We start from the raw sequence: 21,161 nt of genomic DNA, 5'->3' as shown, positions 1-21,161 counted from the left end.
TCCTCCTTGCTGTCCGGGGCTTTTACAAAATTTGACTTTGCTGCGCCGCTTACTCCGAAAAACCGGTGTAGTTCTGTCCAATCTCCACAATGCGGTATACGTCCAGCCACGGCTGAAGCGACATCTCATGTTCGCGGATCCATGCGGTGAACTCCCGCCAGTGTTCGCGTGTCCCCTCTTCCTCTCCCCTTGCCCGGCACAGAAGAGCCTGTGCAAACAGGCGGGCATAGTGCAGATGCTCGCGCAGCACCCGGCGTGCGCTCCTTACGGGCTCGCCGGTGTTTTCCCACTGCGGAAGGCTTGTCTCATACCGCTTCTGTTCCTTCAGGAAGGATTCGAGACGGGCGGCCACTTCCTCTTGATTCACCCTTTTGCCGTTCCAGAAATCCATGGAGAACGAGCGGGACGCAAGCTCACAGTAGGCCAGGCACTCCTTCCAGCCCTCCCCAAAGCAGTGGGAAAAATAGTCGCGCGTCAGCTCTTTGAAATCCGTGGAGCGATTCCAAAGCGTCATGCCGCCCGTATAATTCGGCATCCAGGTAGGGAAGCCGACGCGCTGCTCCTGACAGAGCATCATCCCGTTCAGGCCCAGCTCAGGAAGGCTGCGGATATCCTCCCACAGCACCTCAGAAATCCGCTGGTAGCCCGGATCCCCGTAATGCGCGCGCCCAAGGTGATAATCATAGTCGAACGAATCCCCGGAAAATGCCTCCTGCCACCGGCGCAGAAACGCGGTATTTTCCGCGATCCCCACCGGCATCGTGATGTGATTGCGCTGATAGGCGGGCACCTGAGCCGGGGGTTCCGGCTCCGCGTAAGAGTGCTCAAAGGAACGGCTGATCGGCGCGAACATCAGCACAAAGCGATCCGGGTTATGCAGGCGCTCCTTCTCCGGCGCCCACAAAAGCTCCTGGTAAGCCAGCATGACAATGCGTGTGCGCACGCCCAGCGCGGTCAGGCGCCGGTCGATCTCATTGAGAATCTGCACATACAGATCCGTGGGCAGATGCTCCCGGCACGCTGGGCATTCGCATTGATTGTTGAAGGCATCCGCCAGCCAGACATGCAGATAGTCGGCCTCCGGGTGCTGGCGTGCATATTCCGCCACAGTCCCGGCAAAGCGATCCACCACCTCAGGGGAGGAATAGCACAGGTTTGTGTTGGTGGGGACGCCGTGAAACAGCGTCCGCTGTCCATCTATCTCCGCGAGCAGGCCCTTCGTCTCCGGCAGCGGCTCCTGTGTCTTTTCCCAGCCATCGTCGCGCAGCCCCATCACCCGCGTCGTCCAGCCATGTCCCACCGCATGATACAGCAAACCGCGGCGGTGCGCTTCCTCGATAATCCATTCGGTCATTCTCGCCCCTTCGCCGCGGGAAACCGGCTGCGGCGGAAGCAGAGGATTGTTTTCATGCGCATACCAGCGGTTGAGGAAAATATATGCGTCGTCAAATTGGACGAAATACGCATTGTAGCCTGTCTTTGGCATCCAGTCCAGAAGATCGAGGATGTTTTCCACCGATTCCGCTCCCTCGATACAGATTCCGCGATGCCGGAAGGAAGCCCTTTCCTCGAGGAAAACCGGAATTTTTTCTTTCCATCCCTTTTCCGGCGCACACACGCCGTCCTTTCCCGGCCTCACCCAGCGAAAGCCCAGTTCGCGCAGAAAGCGGTAAACAGCCAGCAGGGCGCTGCGCTCGTTGCTCCCCGCGAGGATCCCTCCCTCGCGGCTCACACGGATCCGCACCGCATCATCAAGCTCCGCATCCTCCAGGCCCTCAAATGGCTTTCCTGGATCCACATCCTCCACTGTTCCGAGCAGAATGACTCCCGGCTCCCGTGTCTGCCCCGGCAGCCATTTCCCGGGAAACGCAGAGCACCCCACCATCTGAAAATGGCGGATCAATTCCTCCGCCGCAAACGATACAATCGGACTTTGCCCGCACGGCACAACCTGAAACTGTGTCATGTTTTTAACCTCCGCTTCCGTCTCAGACCCCTTCTGTTTTTTGTACCGCAGAAGGTTCTGTCTCCTGTGGCTTTCTGTGCTCAAAGCACACAATTTCTTCCCTCTTTGGCAAAACTTTTCCAGCAAATATAGATTTATTATAACATTTCCCTGAATTAATTCAACCAAAAGCAACAAAGACAGAAAAGATTGTAAGGTATTCCAAAAAAGCAGACCAAAAAGCACAAAAGCCGCCCGCTCTGTTTGACACAGAAACGGGCGCTTGTTTATTCTGCTTCGGAAGAAGGCTCGGAGGAGCTGTCACCCTCCGCTGTGGACGAAGCATCGCTCTCTCCACTCTCCGCAGGCTCGGAGGAAGCGTCCTGGGAAGAGGAGCCGGGCAGCTGCGAAACAGCCGCTCCCTGCTGCACAAGGGCCGTCACAGCAGCCTGCACCTGCGCGTCGTTTTCCGGCGCAAGCTGGCGGCGGGCCAGCAGCGCGGCCTGCTCCTCGTCCAGCGATTTTTCCACATCCGGCGTGATTCCCGTGCCGCTGAACGCATCCCCGCCGACACGCAGATATTCCGCCACGGACAGCATCACCGCGGAGCCGTCCGAAAGCTGGATGATATCCTGCTTTTCACCGCGCCCCGCCGTCTGCTCCCCGACGACAAGCCCTTTTTTGTAATCCTGGATATCGGCGGCGAAGAGCTCCGCCACTCCGTAAGTCGAGCCGTTGACCAGTACGCTGATCGGGATGCCGATCTCATTGGCGGAGCTGGTATACTCCACCTCCACCGTACCGGCGCTGTCGCGGCTGCTCACCATCGTGCCGGCCGGGAGAAGCACGTCCAGCATTCCGGACATGATCCCCATGTCGCCGCCGGAATTGTTGCGCAGATCGATCACAAGCCCGGAGATCCCGCTTTTCAGCAATGCGGAAAGCTCGGTGTTAAACTGGTTGTCCGCTCCCTCGCGGAACTGGGAAACAGCCAAATAGCCGACGTTGCCGTTGATCGTCGCGGAGGTGATGGTGCGCTGCACATACTCGGCGCGCGTCACGGGGAAGGACAGCGTTTCCGCCGTACCGCCCTCCTCCTGCGCCGGGCGCAGCACCGTGAGCTCCACCGTCGTGCCAACCTGACCGTCCAGCTTGTTCACGGCTTCGCCGTATGTCAGGCGCACAACCTCCTTGCCGTCCAGGGCAACCACCACGTCGCCCTTTTTCAGCCCGGCCTTCTCGCCCGCCGATCCGGGCAGCACGTCAACAATCTCCATATTGCCGTCCTCGTCCTGCACCGTGGTGACGCCGACGCCCACATTCTTGCCCGTCAGCCCCGCCTGATACTGCTGGAACAGCTCCGCGGAATAGTATTTCGCGCCCGCGTCCCCCAGTCCGGCCACATAGCCGGTGCAGATCGCATCCTCAAGCGTCTTTTCGTCGATGCTGCCCACATAGTCCTGGCGCACCTTCTGATCGATTTCACTGAGCTTTGTATACATGGCCTGCCGCTCGTTGACGTCCGCCATCTTCTCATTGAAACTGTTCATCGCGTATACATAGGTCAGCGACACTGTAATCGCCGACGCCACCGCCGCCAGGGCAATGCCCGCGCCGAGGGATATTTTTCTGCTCATGCGTTCCTCTCCTTCTCTCCGGCGGCCTGGCCGCTTACGAGAAATAATTCATCGGGTTTTGCAGCGTCCCGTTCAAAATCACTTCGAAATGCAGGTGCGCGCCAAATGAATCGCCCGTGTTTCCCACATACGCGATGGTCTGGCCCTTCGTCACCGTCTGCCCCTGGCTGACGGCAAGGCTGCTCGCGTGCGCGTATCGGGTGACATATCCGCCGCCGTGGTCAATGTACACGCAGTTGCCGTAGGAATTGTTCCAGCCCGCCTTGATCACCTTGCCGGAATCGGCTGCCACAATGGCAGCGCCGTAGATGCTGCGCCCGCCCGTGCTGGCAATGTCAATTCCACGGTGGTATCCGCCGTACGTCCATTCCTGAAACTGGGTGGTCAGGCGCGTAAAGCCCGGCACCGGCCAGGTAAAATTGCCCGTGCTCGTGTAGCCGCCGCTTCCCGAGGATCCCCCCTGGGCCTGCGAGGCATAGTAGTCCTTGAGCCAGTCGTCAACCGCCTGGTCGGCCTCCGCCTTCTCCTTCGCGATGCGCTCGCTCTCCTCCTGCACGGCCGCGACGCTCTGGTTCAGCTCCTGCAGCACGCGATCAGCCTCCGCCTGTACGGAAGCCAGCTCGGTGCGGCGGCTTTCCAGCTCGCTGCGCGCGTCCGCGACCTCCTCCTTCTGGCTCTCGATCTCCTGCCGTTCGGCAGCGATTGCCTCCATATCGGCGGAAAGCTGCTGGATCAGCTTTGTGTCATGCTCCGTAATCATGTTGAGCAGTTCAACCTTCTGCGCCATATCGATGACGCTCTCCGACTGCAAAATGATTTCCAGCGTGCTGGCGTCGCCCATCATATAAATAGCGCACAAGCGCTCCTTGAGCGTTTCCACATCCCGATCGATGTTCTTCTGCTTCTCTGCGATCGCGGCATCCTTTTCGGAGATGGAGGCATCCAGCCCGCTGATCTGCGCGTTGAGCCCGTCGATTTGGCTTTGCAGGTTCTGTACCTGCGCGTCAAGGGTATTCTTGTATTCCTGCTGCTTCGACTGATCCGCCTTGAGCCCGGCCAGCTTCGCATCGTTTTCTTCCTTTTCCTGTTCCAGGCGCGCCTGCTCCTGCTGGAGCTCCTGGAGCGTCGCGGCAAAGGCTCCCTGTCCGGGCAGAACAAGAAGAAGCAGCGCGAGCAGCGCCGCGGCCAGCCGGTTTCGATGCTTTTTCATTGCGCTTTCCTTTCCGTGCGTCACGGCGGGGCCTCCTGTTGGAAAGGGAGGCCCCGCCGAAAAATCATTCGATCCGGTGAAACAATCAGCTGAACCAGTTGAACGGGTTCTGACGGTTGCCGTTCACGCGCACCTCAAAATGCAGATGCGGGCCGGTCGAGTTGCCGGTGCTGCCGACATACGCGATAGTCTGGCCCTTTGTCACCGTCTGCCCCGCGCTCACAGCCAGGCTGCTCGCATGCGCGTAGAGGGTGGAATACCCGCCGCCATGGTCAATCATCACATAGTTGCCGTAGCTGTAATGGTACGTTGCGGTCACAACCTTGCCGGAATCCGCCGCGACGATCGGCGTGCCGTAGATGGTGCGCCCGCCGCCGGAGATATCGATCGCCCTGTGCCCGCTGCTGTAGCCGCAGCTGATATTCGTAAAGCCCGGCACCGGCCAGGTAAAGTTGCCCGTGCTGACATATCCGCCGCTGCCGGACGAACCGGACGAGCCGCCGGAAGAATTGTTGTTCTGGGCTGCCTGCTGGGCGTAATAATCCTTCCACCACTGGTCAATCTCCGCGGACGCCTGCGCCTTCTCCTGCGCAATGCGGTCGCTCTCGGCCTGCACGGACTCCACGCTCTGGTTCAGTTCCTCCAGAACACGCTCCGCCTCGGCCTGCACGGAAGCCAGCTCGCTGCCCTTTGTCTCCAGCTCGGTGCGCGCGGCCGCGACCTCTTCCTTCTGGCTCTCAATCTCGGCTTTCTCGTCGGCGATCGCTTCCATATCGGCGGAAAGCTGCTGGATCATCTTGGTGTCGTGCTCCGTGATCATGTTCAGAAGCTCCACCTTCTGTGCCATGTCAATGACGCTTTCCGACTGCAAAATAATCTCCAGCGTACTCGCGTCGCCCATCATATAAATAGCGCACAGGCGATCCTTGAGCGTCTCCACATCACGGTCAATGTTCTCCTGCTTTTCCGCGATAGCAGCGTTTTTCTCGGAGATGGAGGCATCCAGATCGTTGATCTGGGTATTCAGCCCGTCGATCTGGCTTTGCAGATTCTGCATCTGCGCGTCAAGCGCATCTTTATATTCCTGCTGCTTCGACTGATCCGCTTTGAGCTCGGCCAGCTTCGCGTCATTTTCCTTTTTCTCCTGCTCCAGGCGCGCCTGCTCCTGCTGAAGCTCCGTGAGCGTCGCGGCAATGGCGGAGCCTCCCGTCCCCTGCGCGACACAGAGAGCCAGGGCCAGCGCCAAAACAGGCTTACCCAAACGTTTCCAGAATTTTCCCTTCAACTTTGCATTCCCTCCCATCGGAACCTAATCCACGGTTTACAGCGTCACAAGGCCGCCGACGTCCTTTTTCAGATAGCGGCCAATCGAAATCAATCCACCCAGCACGCCGAACGCCGATCCGGCCAGCAGGAAAATCAGCACAATCCGCATCCGGTACGGCCCAAGCGGCAGAGGTGTGAAGAAGCTGAGCACCGAAAGCGAGGACATCACGCTGTCATAGGCCAGATTCAGGATGATGCTGGCCAGGCCGCCCGACACCAGACCGATCAAAAGGCCCTCGACGATGAACGGCACGCGCACAAACCAGTTGGTGGCGCCCACGGATTTCATGATGCTGATCTCCACCCGGCGCGAGAACAGCGCCACACGGATGGTATTTGCGATGATGAACAGGGAAACCACACCCAGAAGCAGGATGATCCAGAAGCACACCGTCGTCACCATATCGTCAAGCTGTGTCAGCTGGTTCGCGATATCGGAATAGTCGATGATCTTTTCCACACCCTCGATCGCGGTAATCTGCGCGGCGGTTTCCTCATACTTCGACAGATCCGTGAGGGAAATGCGATATGCGTCCGGCAGGAAGTTGTCCTCTCCCATCAGCCCCTGAAGCACCGTGCCGTTGTCTCCGAGCATGTCGAGCATTTCCTCGACCGCCTGATCCTTCGGCACCAGCTCGCACTCGCTGATGTTTTCCAGGTTCTTGATCTGTTCACCCACCTGCACAGCCTTGAGCGTCGGCAGGCCCTGCGTGCAGTACACGGTGATCGAGTTGCTGCCCTCCACGCTCTGCATCGCGCTGTCGATGTTCATGGAGAACAGCACGGCCGCGCCCGTCAGCAGAAGGCATGAGACGAGAACACCCACCGAGGCGAAGCTCATCGTCCGGTTGGACCAGATGTTTCTGGCGCCCTCCTTGAGAAGATATCCCAGGCTGCTCAGCTTCACCGGATCATCGCCTCCTTCCCGGAATCCGCGACGATCCGCCCGTTGTGGATCTCCACAATGCGGCGGTGGAAGTGTTTGACCAGGCTATGTTCATGCGTCACCATCAGTACCGTGGTGCCGTGGCGGTTGATCTCACTGAGGAGATCCACGATCTCAAAGGAAAGGGCCGGATCCACGTTGCCGGTGGGCTCGTCCGCGATGATCAGCTTCGGATTGTTGATCAGGGCGCGCGCCAGGCCGACGCGCTGCTGCTCGCCGCCCGAAAGCTCGGCGGGCTTGCACTGGGCCTTGTCCTCCAAATCCACCAGCCCCAGGATGATGGGCACCTTCCGGCGGATCTCGCGGTTCGGCGCGCCCACCACATGCATGGCGAACGCGACGTTCTCATACACCGTCATATTGTCAATCAGCCGGAAATCCTGGAACACGATCCCCATTGTCCGGCGCAGATACGGAATCTGGCGGCGTTTGAGGTCTGTCACCACCGTGTCCCCGATGATGATCGTTCCCTCGCTCGGCCGTTCTTCACACATAATCAGTTTGAGAAAGGTGCTCTTGCCCGCTCCCGAGGAGCCGACAATAAACACAAACTCGCCCTGGTCAATATTCAAATTCACATGGTGCAGCGCATGTGTCCCGTTTGGATACATTTTGCTGACATTCTGAAACGTTATCACAAAAATGCAACCTCATTTCCGCAGCATAACAAAAAACCTAAACTTACCCGCAGGCGGCCCGAATGACCGCAAAAAATGCGCAGCGTCCTTTTGCTGGCATGTTACCATAATACCAAGGGACGCTGCGCTTTTTATTCTTTAAAAGAATAAAATTGTAATTATTTTGTAATCTTTCACCGGTGCGCCCTCTGCTCCGCTCAGAATTTCACCGGGTTGGCAGAGAGATACTTCTTGACCATGAGCGCCACCTTAAAGACGATTGCGTCCTCAAACTCGCGCAGATCAAGGCCGGTAATCTTCTTGATTTTCTCGAGACGGTAAACCAGCGTATTGCGGTGCACAAACAGCTTGCGGCTCGTCTCGGAAACATTCAGGTTGTTCTCAAAGAAACGCTGGATGGTGAACAGCGTCTCATGATCCAGCGACTCGATCGATCCGCGCTTGAACACCTCTCTGAGGAACATTTCGCAGAGCGTGGTGGGCAGCTGGTAGATCAAGCGGGCAATGCCCAGGTTGTCATAGCTGACAATCGGCTTCTCGGTGTCAAACACCTTGCCGACTTCCAGCGCGACCTGCGCCTCCTTGAAGGAGCGGGCCAGATCCTTGATGCCGCTGACCGTCGTGCCGATGCCGACGACACAGTGCGTGTAGAACTCGCTCGAAAGCGTATCGACAATCGATCCCGCCAGCTTGTCCAGATCGCGCGGCTCGATGCCGGTGCGAATCTCCTTGACCAGCGCGATGTCCGTCTCGTTGATGTTGATGACGAAATCCTTCGTCTTGTCCGGGAACAGGTTCTGCACCACGTCGTAGGCGGAAACATCCGTCTTGTTGGTGATTTTAATGAGCATGCACACGCGGCTGACGTCGGAATTAAAGCGCAGCTCGCGCGCCTTGAGATAGATATCGCCCGGCAGGATGTTGTCAAGAATCACGTTCTTGATGAAATTCCCGCGGTCGTACTTCTCATCGTAATACTGCTTGATGCTGTTGAGCGACACAGCCAGCAGCGAAGCATACCGCGCGGCCTCCGGATCGTTGCCGGAAACGAACACCGCGTACTCCGGACGCGGATGGTTGCCGAACGAACGGTAGGTATAGCCATTGAGCACGAAGGTACTGGGAGCCGCCATAACCTCAGCCGTGATGTTGTCGTTGACCTCCCCGATGCGTCCGAGCTCGCTGCACGCGATAATCACCGACGTCTCGTCAACCACGCCGATCGTGCGGTCAATCGCGTCGCGCATCTGGTGGATAACGCCCTGGAATAATCTGTTTGACATGAATCTCCCTCACTTTATCAAGAAATGAGATAAGGCAAACGCAAAGCTGACCGCCCGCAGGTTTTTCCCGCCGGTTGCCTTTCTGTCCTATAGAATCCTGATTTCTTTTCCTATTTATTCTATTCTACACAAAAAGAAATAACTTTTCAACACTTTCTTTCAATAAATCCAGATTGAATCTGGACACAATTCGCGCACCCGTCGGCAAGACCGCCGGCAGGCTGAGCCTGCACGCAATGGCCCGCTCGTGAGTGTAGCGCAAAATTTCACCCCGGCGTCGCGGGACGGTCTGCACATGCTCCCGCATCCCGTGGGTTTCCGTCCTGCGCACATGCAAAACGCCCCTCCATGGCATCACAGCCACAAAGGAGCGTTTTTCCGTCTTTATCAGATACGGTAAACACGGAGCGGCAGGCTGAATTCCTTACTCCCAGAGAACGATCTCCCCGGCCTCCCGCGTGCGCGGAATGTCAATCATCCGCTGGTTTGCGCTGCCCCGGAACCGGAGCGTGAGATCTCTCTCCTCCAGCAGGAACGGGCCGTCAATGAGGACATCAATCTCCCCGAGCAGCGCGTCCACCGCCGGATCCTGCTTTTCGCAAAGCTGTTCATAGGTGTAGCCGGTGTAGCAGAACACGTCACCGCCGTGCGCATGCACCAGATGCGCCAGCTGGGCCAGCGGCGCGGGCTGACAGAACGGCTCTCCTCCCGAGAGCGTCACGCCCCGCAGAAGCGGGTTTTCACAGTACGCGGCGAACAGCTCCTCCACCGTCGTGTCGCGCCCGCCCTCGAAATCGTGCGTGTGCGGATTGTGGCAGCCGGGGCAATGATGCGGGCAGCCCTGCACAAAAATGGTCAGACGAAGGCCGGGTCCGTCGACGATGGAGTCCCCGACAGTCCCGGCAATTCTCAGCTTCATTTTGCTGTCCTCACATGCCGTGCTTGACGCGATCGCTTTCCTCGGCACGCTTGGCATTGTTGAAGCGGTCGAGCGTTCCCACCAGATAACCGGTGATGCGGCGGATGCGGTCAAAGCCGACGCCCTCACCCACCATATTGTCTTTGCTCGAAATGGTAACCTTCTGTGTCATGCTTTTCTGTTCTCCCTTCTCTTTCCTCTCGGTATCTGTCCCCCAAACGGGGCTCTTTTCTTATTCCAGGCCGACAAAACGCGGCATGGACGGATATTTCTTTCTCAGTTCGCGCAGCTTTTCCACGCTCACACCTTCGCCCTCGCGGCGGCCGCAGCGCGGGCACACGTCGTCGATCACACCCGTATAGCCGCACACAGGATCGCGGTCCACGGGATGATTGACACTGCCGTAGCCAACGCCGCATTTCTGCATCCAGCGGATAACGCTCTCAAACGCTTCCAGGTTGCGGCAGACGTCGCCGTCCAGCTCCACATAGCTGATATGGCCCGCGTTCGTCAGCGCATGATACGGCGCTTCCAGCTCGATTTTCCGGAACGCGCTGATCGGATAATACACCGGTACATGGAACGAATTGGTGTAATAGTCGCGGTCCGTGATGCCGGGAATTTTCCCGTACTTTTTCTGATCCATGCGCAGGAAACGGCCCGAAAGCCCTTCCGCAGGCGTGGCCAGCAGCGTGAAATTCAGCCCTGTCTGACGGCTCTCCTCGTCCATACGCTCCCGCATGTGGCTGATGATCTCCAATCCCAGCTTCTGGCTCTTCTCGCTCTCGCCGTGGTGCTTGCCTGTCAGAGACACCAGCGTTTCCGCCAAACCGATGAAGCCAACGCTCAGCGTGCCGTGGCGCAGGACCTCGCCCACGCTGTCATCCGGGCCGAGCTTGTCGGAATCAATCCACACGCCCTGCCCCATCAGGAACGGATAGTTATAAACCTTTTTCCCGCACTGGATGCGGAAACGGTGCAGAAGCTGGCGGATCACCAGATCAATCCGGGCATCCAGCGTTTTGTAGAACTTCTGAATGTCGCCCTTGGCCTCAATCGCGATGCGCGGCAGATTGATGCTTGTAAAGCTCAGGTTTCCGCGCCCGCAGGTCACCTCACGCTCCGGGTCATGGACATTGCCCATCACGCGGGTACGGCAGCCCATGTAGGCCACCTCCGTATTGTAATCGCCGGGCTTGTAGTATTGCAGGTTAAACGGCGCGTCCAGAAAACTGAAATTCGGGAACAGCCGCTTTGCGGAGGTGCGGATCGCCAAATGGAACAGATCATAGTTCGGATCCCCGGGATTGAAATTCACACCCTCCTTGATCTTGAAGATCTGCACCGGGAAAATCGGCGTTTCCCCGTCTCCCAGGCCATCCTCCGTGGCAAGCAGCAGGTTGCGGATCACCATGCGCGCTTCCGGCGAGGTATCCGTGCCGTAGTTGATGGAGGAGAAAGGCACCTGCGCGCCCGCGCGGGAATTCATTGTGTTGAGGTTGTGCACCAGCGCCTCCATGGCCTGGAAGGTCGCGTCATTTGTGTCCGCCTCGGCGGTGCGCATGGCGTACTCATGCGCCCGGCGGGCTTCCGTCTCGCTGATCGCCTCAAAGCCGTTGTCCCGCTGGTGCGGCGGCAGCCAGGCTGCGAGCGCCTCGCCGAAAGCGTCTCCGTTTTCCAGATCCGGCTTTGTTTCGATGCTCTCCCGCGCGGCGGCGGCCAGCGCTTTCGCATCCTCCCGGCGCATCCCGTGGGACACCTCAAAATACTGCCCGAGTGCTTTGAAATACGATTTGCGGAACGTTTTGCGCACACCCGGAGCCATCGCGTAGTCAAAATTCGGCACGCTCTGGCCGCCGTGCATCTCGTTCTGGTTGGCCTGGATGGCGATGCAGGCCAGTGCCGCATAGCTGCGGATATCCTTCGGCTCGCGCAGGAAACCATGCCCGGTGCAGAAGCCGTCGGAGAACAGGCGAATCAGATCGATCTGGCAGCATGTCTCCGTGAGCATATAGAAATCCTCGTCATGGATATGGATATCGCCGTTGATGTGCGCGGCCGCGATATCCTTCGGCAGGACGTGGTTGTTGATGAAATATTTGCTTCCCTCGGAGCCATACTTGAGCATCGTTCCCATCGCCGTATCGGCGTCGATGTTCGCGTTCTCCCGTTTGATGTCCGCGTCCTTTGCGTCCCGGAAGGTCAGCTCCTTGTAAATATCCATCAGCGTGCTCTCCGCTTCGCGGATCTTGGCATGCTCGGCGCGATACAGGATATAGGCCTTCGCCGTGCGGGCAAAGCCGTAAGCGATCAGCTGCTCCTCCACACAATCCTGTACCTGCTCCACGGTGGGCACGTTTCCGCCCCCCACATGCTCCGTCACCTTCCTGGTCAGGATTTCTTCCATCTGCGGGGTCATGGTTTCCTCCCCCACAGCCTGATTTGCTTTATGGATGGCGCTGCGGATCTTGTCCGCGTCAAACTTGACAATCACGCCGTTGCGCTTTTTGATTTGATTCGGCATCTTTCTGTGATTCCTTCCCTTTCCGCCGCGGCCTGCACGGTGCGCCTGGCGGATTTCTTCCCGGTTCCCTTGGAACAACTGCATCTGATTGTACAACATCTAGTTGTCTGTGTCAATGGTTGAAAAGAAAGGCAACAAGATGTTGAAAACCAGTGGAAAACCTCCCGCGCGCCGCTTCCACGCTCAAAAAATTTTCCACCGAAAAGGTGAACCGGTTAAAAAAAGGAAAATTATCCCAATAAAAAATTTTTTGACAAAAAAGTATGCCGCAAACCCTCGTTCGCGGCATACTGATTTTCTTCGATTTTTCTCCCGGTTATATGACCCGGTTTCCGTTTTCGTCCGTGACCACCATCATATTGGGATACACCCGGGTGAGATAGTCGTTTGGATACGCCTGATCCAGAAAAACATCCAGCTGATTTTTCGCGGGCTCCCCATGCACACGGGCCGTCCACCGTGCCACCGCAAGGCCGGAGATCGTCATGTTGAAAATCATCAGAACCAGCAGCACCCACGTCAGCGGAATTCCCACCCGGCGAGGAATGCGCTCGATCCAGGCGGACATGCGCGGATAAAAATCCTTCACCCACAAAAGCCCAAGAATTCCCCAGAAAAAGGCAAACATCAGGTTGGTGCGTCCCTGCAAATTGAACGGCGTCTCACTGTACTCCCAGGATACTGTGCCAAACGCCATCTCCTGCACCCAGCTGCACACATATTCCACCGCGCCGCCCAGAAGCATACTGCCGAGGAAAATCCACAGATCGCGCTTTTGGGAAAGCCAGTGCAGGCCAAGCGTGAGCACCACGGCCCCGAATCCGTAGACCGGGTTAAACGGGCCGTAAATCACGCCGCTTCTGTTTTCTATGTAAAACTTTGTGATCAGGCACCAGAAGGTTTCCACCACCACACCGATCACACATCCAAGAAAAAACACCCAGAATATTTTGTAAAACCCCAATCCGGGCGCAAAAGGGTACACCGGCTTGCGGCGATGGATTGTTTCCGTCATGCCAATCTTCCTCCAAAAATCCCTCCGGGGAGGGAGTCTCACCCCATACAACAGTGGGCCATGCTCCGATATTATAGCACGAAACGGAAAGAAAAAACAGGATTATCTCGAATTTTCCACAAAAAAGAGGAAAACAGGGGAAAACCAAACCCAAAAGGACGGCAAAAAGCCCCTTCCGGCATTTGCCGGTGGGGCCTTCCGCTTTCATTTAGAGAGTTTGTTATATATGGAAATAAAGCTTATGATCAATCCATCATCTCCCACCAAGGGAGAGAAACGTTCGGATCCTGAGCCGGAGGCATCGGATAACCGTATGATTTGGAGGAGGAACGTTTCGAAGAGCTGGACTCCGAGGAAACCGTCTGCTCCGGCTTCGCAGCGGAAGCGGATCCTCCGCTTTCAGCGGGCGCTTCATGAGACGGCGAACTGGAAGCACTGCCGGACGTTTCGCCCGTGGAGCTGCCTGCTGTGCCGCTCATGGCTGTATCTGTGGAATCCGTGCTTTCCTTCCCGCTCCCGTGGCTTTCGGAAACGTCCGTTCCACTGGTTTCCTCTGTCTCGGAAGGCGAGGAGATATTTTCCTTTCCGTCCTCCTTGGAAGCCGCAGAAGTCTGGTTATCCCCTTCTCCGGAACCGGAAGCGGCCCCACTTTCCTCCGCCGTGGATACGGGATCCTTGCGCGACGGACGGGGAGCGGTTGGACGGTATTCCATCGGGGTTCCGCCGGAGGAAGCAAATCCCTCCCCGGAGGATGCCCACGACTGATCGACCTTGCCGGAATCCTGCCACTTCGATTCCGCGGAATCCTGGCTGGACGGCGGCGTCTCACTGGAAAGCGTTCCGCTGCCTGTTCCACTGGACAAAGCGGGATCCTGGCTTTGTGGGATCTGGGAAGCCGTCTCCTTCATGATATCCTTGACGGGCTTTCCCAGCCACTCCTGTACATCAATGGAATCGGGATCCGGAGCGGTGTCGCGAAGCTGCTCCACCAGCGTGAGCTTCCCGGGCGATACGCCCAGCTCGCGCGCCTGCTCGAGCTGATCCTCACCGACGGTCATCGCCGCCACCACGACCTCTTTTTCACTTTCCTGCGTGGCCCGCAGCGCCGTCTCACGGACATTTTCCACCAGGCGCTCGGCCTCCTGATGATCGCGGCAGGAAGCGGCAATCACCATGCCTCCCGGGTCATCCCCGTCGAAATATCCGTCCTGCGCAATCTGGCGGACGGTGATGGTGATCGCGTCCTCAATGCTGCGGTTATCCAGCCTGCCGACCTCCTCCAAAAGCTCGGTGCCGTCGCCGTTGACCGCTTCCACGGAGAGAACGACGCCCAGGCGGTTGAGTGTGTATTGCAGGGAGGGGTTGACATCCAGGGTAACAATCGAATAGGGGGATACATAGGTGTGGATCCCCGCTCCAATAATCAGAAAAATGGCGGCCGCACAGGCGGCCAGTACGGCAAGCTGACGCGAAAGGGCAACCCGGTGCACATGTATTGTCTGCCCAATCGCGTAGGCACGGTTTTTCACTTTAAAAACGCTGCCGTCGCGTCCCAGGGCCGCCGCGGTGTCCCCGCGGATTTCGACAATGACTGCTTTCATGAACGGGGCTCCTTTCGGATGAAGCGCATGTATTCGGAGAGACCCGGATACTCGCCCGACAAAATAATCGCCGCCGCAATGATATATTTTCGGTGTCGATCGAGAACCTTGCGCGGCACGCCTGACCGTTCCTCCAGCGCTTTCATCGGCAGCTGGCCCGATTGCAGAAGCGTTTCCCGCAAAAGGGGCGTATCCAGCAGGGTATTCACGGCTTTGGCACAGCTTTCCCTCGTTTTGCCCGCCCGCGGCGAGCAGGAGGCCAAATCAAAAAACGAAAAGCCAAACCCGGAAAACTCCTGATTTGCCGCCTCGATCTCCTCTTTCAGACTGTAATCCTCCGTGCGGGTTGTCTGCTTTGCCACCGCAAGCCGGAGCGAAAGGCCTTCCTCCTCTTCGGAGGGATCGGCTTCAAAAACAGATGGATCGACGGAAAGTTCGGCGCTCCTCGACTGGTTCTTACGGAAATGATCCGTCAGGCGGCGCCGGATGACGACGGCGGCAAAGCCCTGCAGGCTTCCCTTTTCCGGTTCATGATCCTGCACCGCCTCGGCAAATGCCTGCAAGGCGACAGACCACTCGTCATCTTCCTTCGTTACATACCGCCGCGAGACCGCGGAGGCCGTCCTCAGAATGAAGGCCTCGTTTTCCCGGACAAGCCGTTCCAGCTCTTCCTCCGATCTTCTGAGGACGCCTCCTGCTTCTGCGGAAGCTCCGTTTTGTTGTTCCTTCCCGTGTCCATGGAAAATAGATCGTTGCATTATTTTCATTCGCAATCTCTTTTCTGAATTTTGGGGTCGGATCAAAAAATTTTTAAAAAAATCGGATTTTTTTCGCCTCGCTTCCTGCCAAATCAGGAAGCGGCGAAACATCTCCCTCATGGTAACACGCTGAAAAGCTATAAAATGTTACAATCTCATAAATTTTTTCAAACGATGTCCGCCTTTTCTCAGCGTCCTTGTCCGCGCCGGGAGAGCAGGACAAATACTGCCACCAGCACCACCACGGCGGCCGCCAGAAAAACAGGGAACATTTCCCAGGTCCCCTGCTCCGCCGGCGCAGGCGGCTCGGACTGCGGGGAGGACTGCACCGCTTGTGAGGAGACCGCCGCGCTGGAGGAAACCGCCGGGGAAACAGGCTTCGATCGCACCGCGGAGGAAGCAGGCCGCGAAGAAACAGCGGCGGAGGAGGCGGACAGCACGCTCTGCCGCTTCTCAATCAGGGCAATCTGCGCCGCAATGCCCGCATCCTCCTCGAGCTCCATCGCCTCCCCGGCGGAGATCAGATCCTCGCACGATGTGGAAAGATTCACCGGGCGGCCGGTCCCACGGTCAACCTCCAGCGTCAGGACGCCCACATTTTCCAGATATGCGCCGGTCTGCACGCACAAAGCCTGTCCTTCCCCGTTTTTCCAGCTCACCATACGGTTTTCCTCGGTATGGCTGCGCCCGTCAATCAGCACGTCAATGCCTTCCGTTTCGGAAATAAGGCGTTCACCGGTCCATGGCCAGAGGGAGGAATCGCCCATATGCGCCAGAACGATCAGCATGGTGCAGCCTTCCTTGCGCAGGCGGTCGATCTCCTGCTGGACACAGGCGGCGGGATCGGCCAGAATCAGGCTCTGCCCATCCTCCATTTCAAGCTCACCCAGAAGATCCGGGCTTGTCACCCCAATCAGCCCGATGCGCACTCCCTGCACGGTCAGCCCTACGGAAGGCGTGAACACCGGCTGTGCACTTGTGCCGTCGAGCAGGTTGCAGCTCAGGATCGGCGTGCCGCTGTCCGTCTCCAGCTCATTCAGATGCGCCGTGCCGTAACTCAGATCCGCGAGCCCCGGCGTCATGGCCGTGTAGCCGATCGTTTTGAAAAGCTCCGCGACACCCGCACCCTGCTCCACCGTGGCAAAGGAAAGCCCGTGAAAGGCGTCTCCGGCGTCCAGAATCAGATCGGCGCGGTGACCGTCTCCCTCTGCAATCGTCTGAAGCTTGGCGTATCCGACACACGTTTCCCCGGCGGCGTAGCGGCCATGCGAATCATTCGTGTGTACGATGCGGATCGAAACCGTTTCCTCCTCGTCCGCAAAAACGGCGGGCGGTATGCCCACGGCGGTAAGCGCCAGCACCAGGCAGATTGCCAGTGCGAGCTGCAGGTATTTTTTCATGACTTCTCCTTTCCTCACAACGCAAATCCAGCCGTGACAGAAAAGGAGGATGCGTCCCAAAAGCTGGGAGCATCCTCCTGAAACGATCGGGAATGACAAGCAATCAACCTGTGGGACACCCCAACATCCGGACGCTTGATCATGCGGCGTCCGCTTAATTTACATCTGCGTCGCGTCCGTTGGGATCGATGTACTCGTTTCCGTACTGACCCGTGCTTTCCTTGAGCTGATACGCCTTATTTGCATACTCAATGAAGTCTTCGTCATGCTGCTTCTCGTCCGGGATATATGCCTTGCCCTTTTCACGCTTACGCAGATTGAAGTGCTTCATCTTATCACGCAGGAAAGCAGCCTGATTGCGCATTTCCTGACTGGAGGCGTCCGATTCCTCACTGATTGCGGCATTCTTGGTGGCCGCTTCGGTGATCTGGTTCACAGACTCGGCAACCTGCCGGATGCTTTCCATCTGATTGGTGGACAGGCCGGAAACCTGCTCAACAATCTCAATGATTTGACTGATCTTCTCATTGATGTTCTCAAAGATAGCAGCGGACTCTGTTGCGATGTTCGTGCCGTGCTCCGTCTGCTTAATGCTGTTCTCAATGAGGACATGGCTTTCCTGTGCCGCTTCCGCACTCTTCATAGCCAGAGCACGCACTTCATTGGCAACAACGGCAAAGCCCTTTCCGGCGGCACCGGCACGGGCCGCCTCGATGGCGGCATTGAGAGCCAGAATGTTGGTCTCAAAGGTAATATCATCAATGGTTTTCATGACGGTGGCAATTTCCTTGGAAGCATTGCGCATATGGATGACGGAATCACACAGGACCTTCATATGTTCGTTGCTGGTTCTGAGCTCCTCTTTGATCTCCTTCGTGATCTCATAGGCAGCCTGCGCTTTTTCATCATTGTACTGGATCAGATCGCTGACGTGCTTCATCTCATCGGACAGGTGCTGAGCCGCGGATGCCTGCACGGTGCTGCTGTCCGCCAGCATATGGCTCGCGGCGGCAATTTCATCTGCTCCGGCTGCCACGGAATGAGCCGAATCCACAATCTCATTGAACATGATATCATTGGACTGTACCAGGCGGTACAGGCTCTTGCCCAGGCTGTCACGGCGGGAACGGATCTTGACAAACGCTGTCATATCGCCCTCCGCGATGCGCTGCACCACTGCCATATTCTCCCGGATGTTGTCCGCCATGGTATGGAAAGCGGAGATCATCATGCCGACTTCATTATCCGCGTTTTCCGTCTCCAGACGGGCAAGCTCTTCACTGGCAACATCCAAATCGGCCGCGCCAAAGGAGAGGTTCTTGGACCAGTCCGCCACCATCATGACAGGCTTTGCAATCTGGCTTGCCAGTTTTTTCCCGTACAGGATGGAAAATACACTGATGGCAATGACAGCGCACACAATGACAACGATCATAATCGTCATCATGGATTCAAAGCTGCGCGTGTTGCTCTGTACCTCCGCGGAATACAGGCTGTCAATGTCATACAGCCCGTTAATCACTTCGGAGGCCTTCGGATCCAGTTCTGAAAAGAAAAGATTGATGGCTCCTTCACGATTCGTGGTGCTCGTTTGGAGCAATTCCTCCGCCAGGCTGTGAATCTCATTGTGCCCCTCGATAAGCTGCTGTGCCTTCGACTTGATTTCGCTGTTTGCTCCGCTCTTCGTCATATACTCATCGAGCCACTTGCCGAAAGAGCAGGTTTGCGGATCGAGGCTGCCCGTAAAAGAGGAGCCGTTTTCCAGCGATCGGATCAGATCCGAACGCCACTGATAGTGTGAAGAAATCGTGTTGGAAAGTACTGCGCGCTCTTGATCCAGGCTGGTTATATTGGCATAGAACACAAACAAGACGCTCAACGATATGATCGTAATGACGCCCACCAAAGCGGATAGAAGAGTAACCGTCAAATACCCCTCCATAATCCGTTTTCGTATGCTTTTTTTGATCGTGCCGCCTGACTGCTTTGTTTCCATTCTTTTCCCTCTCTTTCAGAAAACCATTGCTGTTCCATTTAATGCAAGGCTTATCTAAAATAGAATCACCCACTCAAGCGACCGGGGATGACCCGCATCCGAAAACGCAGCACGCACAGCATCTGTCTCCAGACGCTCCCAAGGAACAGATAAAATAACATTATTTGCATGCTTATTCTATCACACGGTTATCCCATTTTCAAGCCAATGCGTACATCTTCAGACAAGAATATTGGCCTAATCTGCCGCAGCCCGCTGGATCAGCGGCGCCCGTTTCTTCCTTTCGCCCCATCGCATCAGCACACTGGAAAGGAAAACCCCCGGAAAACTTTGGTTTTCCGGGGGCTCTGTAAAGCTTCTGGATCGGTTTTGGCCAATCAGCGCTTGGAGAACTGCGGTGCGCGGCGGGCAGCCTTGAGGCCGTACTAAAATGCTCTTACGTCCGTTTTTCCTTGAGATTTCGGGCTTTTCGGGCCTTCCCCTTAAAAGTTGCCCCACTATTTAATCATAAAATGGGGACATCAGATGCTCGGTTTTACTGTCGAAATGCGTCGTTCACCACACTCACAAGTTCTTCGGGTTTATTATACTTCACCTGAGCGTAAATGTCCATCGTTGTCTTACTATTTTCATGTCCGGCAAGATATTGGACTGTCTTTGGATCAACGCCAGCATACAAAAGATTGGTAATATAGGTATGCCGAAGTTGGTGTGGAGTCACATCAAAGTCGATGGCGTATATCAGTTTGGGATTATTCTTTTGATGACCGCCGAGGGTAGGGGTAACTGTGTACTTAATGCTTTGGCCGTTGACATACTTATAATAGTTGCGGGGCTTGGCAGTCCGGACAGTCACATACTTCCATAACCTTTGAAACTGTGAAGCAGATAATGGTTGGCCTTCGCTGTCTGCTATCACATATTCAGATATGGATTTCTCTTTGACTTCCCGCAGGCGGTCTACTAAGCATTTGGGAACAGGAACGTCCCTGCGGGCCGCTTTGGTTTTTAATGTTGTAGAAACCACCGGCCTGTTATGCTCGGTTCGCCATGCCCTCCTGACAGAAATATACGGTGCAGGTGCATCCAGAAACACGCAATCCCATTGAAGCCCCAGAATTTCCTCCCGGCGCAGGCCGGAATACAAGGCAATCATGATAAACGTATATGGTGGTAACTCTTTGACAGCATCCAGAAGCACCTTTGTTTGTTCATCCGTCAAGGCTTCCTTTTTCTTCGCTTGCTTTCCTCCTTTTGCTGAAATACCTTCACAGGGATTATAGTCAAGTAGTTGGCTGCGCTCTGCCGAGTAAAAGACGCATTTCAAAAGCATATTCACCGTGCTATATAATCCTGCCGATTTTGTGGCCAACGGGATCAGCGCCAGCCGAATATCATCCGCTGTTACATCCGACAGATACATAGAACCCAACGGCTCGACTATGTATTTGTTCATGTTAATTGTGTACCCTCTTAATGTAGCTGGTGAAATCTTTGCCGACTGCATCAGCAGCCACTTCTCGCAATATTCCGCAACCGTGGGATTTTCTTTGCGGAAAATAGCTTCTTCCACTTGGCGACGCGCTTCCTGTTCCTTTTGATACAGTTCTTCACAGGTTTCAGCGTACAAATCCACTCTTTTCCCATCAGCATCTGTGATTCGTGTTCTGTAATACCGGATTCCTTTCCGCACAACAGTTCCATATTCAGGAGTCTGCCCCTTTTTCTTTGCCATAATATTATTTCCTTTCCTATTATAATGTAGCCTAATGCTCATATTTCTTTTATCAAAAGTTCTCATTCTTCTCAAAGGTGCGATCCCTGAAAACGCAAAGGGCGAGGAAGATTCCTCGCCCCAGCCTGTCGAAAAAGGTCACCGATTGGTGGCCTTTTTCTCGTATAAAGGGAGAAAATGCGGTATAATGAGTTTGGGGTGATAAAAATGCTGGTAAAGAATGCAGAA

The 21,161-nt window shown here is 56.2% G+C and carries 15 protein-coding genes and 1 pseudogene; all 16 read right to left on the bottom strand.

Going from position 1 to position 21,161, the window contains the following annotated elements; genetic code table 11:
* Positions 1–49: 49 nt before the first annotated feature.
* Positions 50–1,966: a DUF4838 domain-containing protein gene (locus B5F35_RS13530; protein ID WP_140401222.1), complete on the bottom strand. Its 1,917-nt coding sequence runs from the start codon at positions 1,964–1,966 to the stop codon at positions 50–52.
* A gap of 266 nt (positions 1,967–2,232) precedes the next feature.
* Positions 2,233–3,582: a S41 family peptidase gene (locus B5F35_RS13525; protein ID WP_087241834.1), complete on the bottom strand. Its 1,350-nt coding sequence runs from the start codon at positions 3,580–3,582 to the stop codon at positions 2,233–2,235.
* 34 nt (positions 3,583–3,616) lie between these two features.
* Positions 3,617–4,816, bottom strand: a complete 1,200-nt coding sequence (locus tag B5F35_RS13520) for a murein hydrolase activator EnvC family protein (RefSeq protein WP_242969531.1) — start codon at positions 4,814–4,816, stop codon at positions 3,617–3,619.
* Between the two features lie 61 nt (positions 4,817–4,877).
* On the bottom strand, positions 4,878–6,077 hold the full coding sequence (locus B5F35_RS19450; protein ID WP_275532265.1) for a murein hydrolase activator EnvC family protein: 1,200 nt from the start codon (positions 6,075–6,077) through the stop codon (positions 4,878–4,880).
* 36 nt (positions 6,078–6,113) lie between these two features.
* Entirely contained in the window at positions 6,114–7,025 is a 912-nt protein-coding gene (gene ftsX / locus B5F35_RS13510; RefSeq protein WP_087241832.1) for a permease-like cell division protein FtsX, read from the bottom strand.
* Positions 7,022–7,702 (bottom strand): cell division ATP-binding protein FtsE, encoded by a 681-nt coding sequence (gene ftsE, locus B5F35_RS13505; RefSeq protein WP_087241830.1) that lies wholly within the window; start codon positions 7,700–7,702, stop codon positions 7,022–7,024. Before ftsE ends, ftsX begins: the two co-directional genes overlap by 4 nt.
* A gap of 197 nt (positions 7,703–7,899) precedes the next feature.
* Positions 7,900–8,985 (bottom strand): PucR family transcriptional regulator, encoded by a 1,086-nt coding sequence (locus B5F35_RS13500; RefSeq protein ID WP_087241828.1) that lies wholly within the window; start codon positions 8,983–8,985, stop codon positions 7,900–7,902.
* 424 nt (positions 8,986–9,409) lie between these two features.
* On the bottom strand, positions 9,410–9,904 hold the full coding sequence (gene nrdG, locus B5F35_RS13490; RefSeq protein ID WP_087241824.1) for an anaerobic ribonucleoside-triphosphate reductase activating protein: 495 nt from the start codon (positions 9,902–9,904) through the stop codon (positions 9,410–9,412).
* 10 nt (positions 9,905–9,914) lie between these two features.
* A pseudogene (nrdD, locus tag B5F35_RS19670) lies at positions 9,915–10,019 on the bottom strand (anaerobic ribonucleoside-triphosphate reductase); the annotation flags it as partial.
* 117 nt (positions 10,020–10,136) lie between these two features.
* A complete protein-coding gene (locus tag B5F35_RS13485; RefSeq protein ID WP_087241863.1) occupies positions 10,137–12,428 on the bottom strand; it encodes an anaerobic ribonucleoside triphosphate reductase in 2,292 nt (763 codons plus the stop codon).
* A 316-nt stretch (positions 12,429–12,744) separates the two neighbouring features.
* Entirely contained in the window at positions 12,745–13,443 is a 699-nt protein-coding gene (locus B5F35_RS13480) for a putative ABC transporter permease (RefSeq protein ID WP_087241822.1), read from the bottom strand.
* 245 nt (positions 13,444–13,688) lie between these two features.
* A complete protein-coding gene (locus B5F35_RS13475) occupies positions 13,689–15,044 on the bottom strand; it encodes an anti-sigma-I factor RsgI family protein (RefSeq protein WP_087241820.1) in 1,356 nt (451 codons plus the stop codon).
* Complete coding sequence (locus B5F35_RS13470; protein WP_162611427.1) at positions 15,041–15,811, bottom strand: sigma factor; 771 nt, start codon at positions 15,809–15,811, stop codon at positions 15,041–15,043. The genes B5F35_RS13475 and B5F35_RS13470 overlap by 4 nt, the downstream gene beginning before the upstream one ends.
* 179 nt (positions 15,812–15,990) lie before the next feature.
* Positions 15,991–17,202: a bifunctional metallophosphatase/5'-nucleotidase gene (locus B5F35_RS13465; protein WP_087241816.1), complete on the bottom strand. Its 1,212-nt coding sequence runs from the start codon at positions 17,200–17,202 to the stop codon at positions 15,991–15,993.
* Between the two features lie 154 nt (positions 17,203–17,356).
* Positions 17,357–19,198 carry a methyl-accepting chemotaxis protein gene (locus tag B5F35_RS13460; protein ID WP_087241814.1) on the bottom strand — a complete coding sequence of 614 codons (1,842 nt, stop codon included), beginning with the start codon at positions 19,196–19,198 and terminating at the stop codon, positions 17,357–17,359.
* Positions 19,199–19,733: 535 nt separating this feature from the next.
* On the bottom strand, positions 19,734–20,933 hold the full coding sequence (locus B5F35_RS13455; RefSeq protein ID WP_087241812.1) for a tyrosine-type recombinase/integrase: 1,200 nt from the start codon (positions 20,931–20,933) through the stop codon (positions 19,734–19,736).
* Positions 20,934–21,161 lie beyond the last annotated feature (228 nt).

It is taken from the genome of Anaeromassilibacillus sp. An200 (assembly GCF_002160025.1).
Lineage (GTDB): Bacteria > Bacillota > Clostridia > Oscillospirales > Acutalibacteraceae > Caccousia > Caccousia stercoris.
This window is presented reverse-complemented; position numbering and strand designations above follow the sequence as displayed.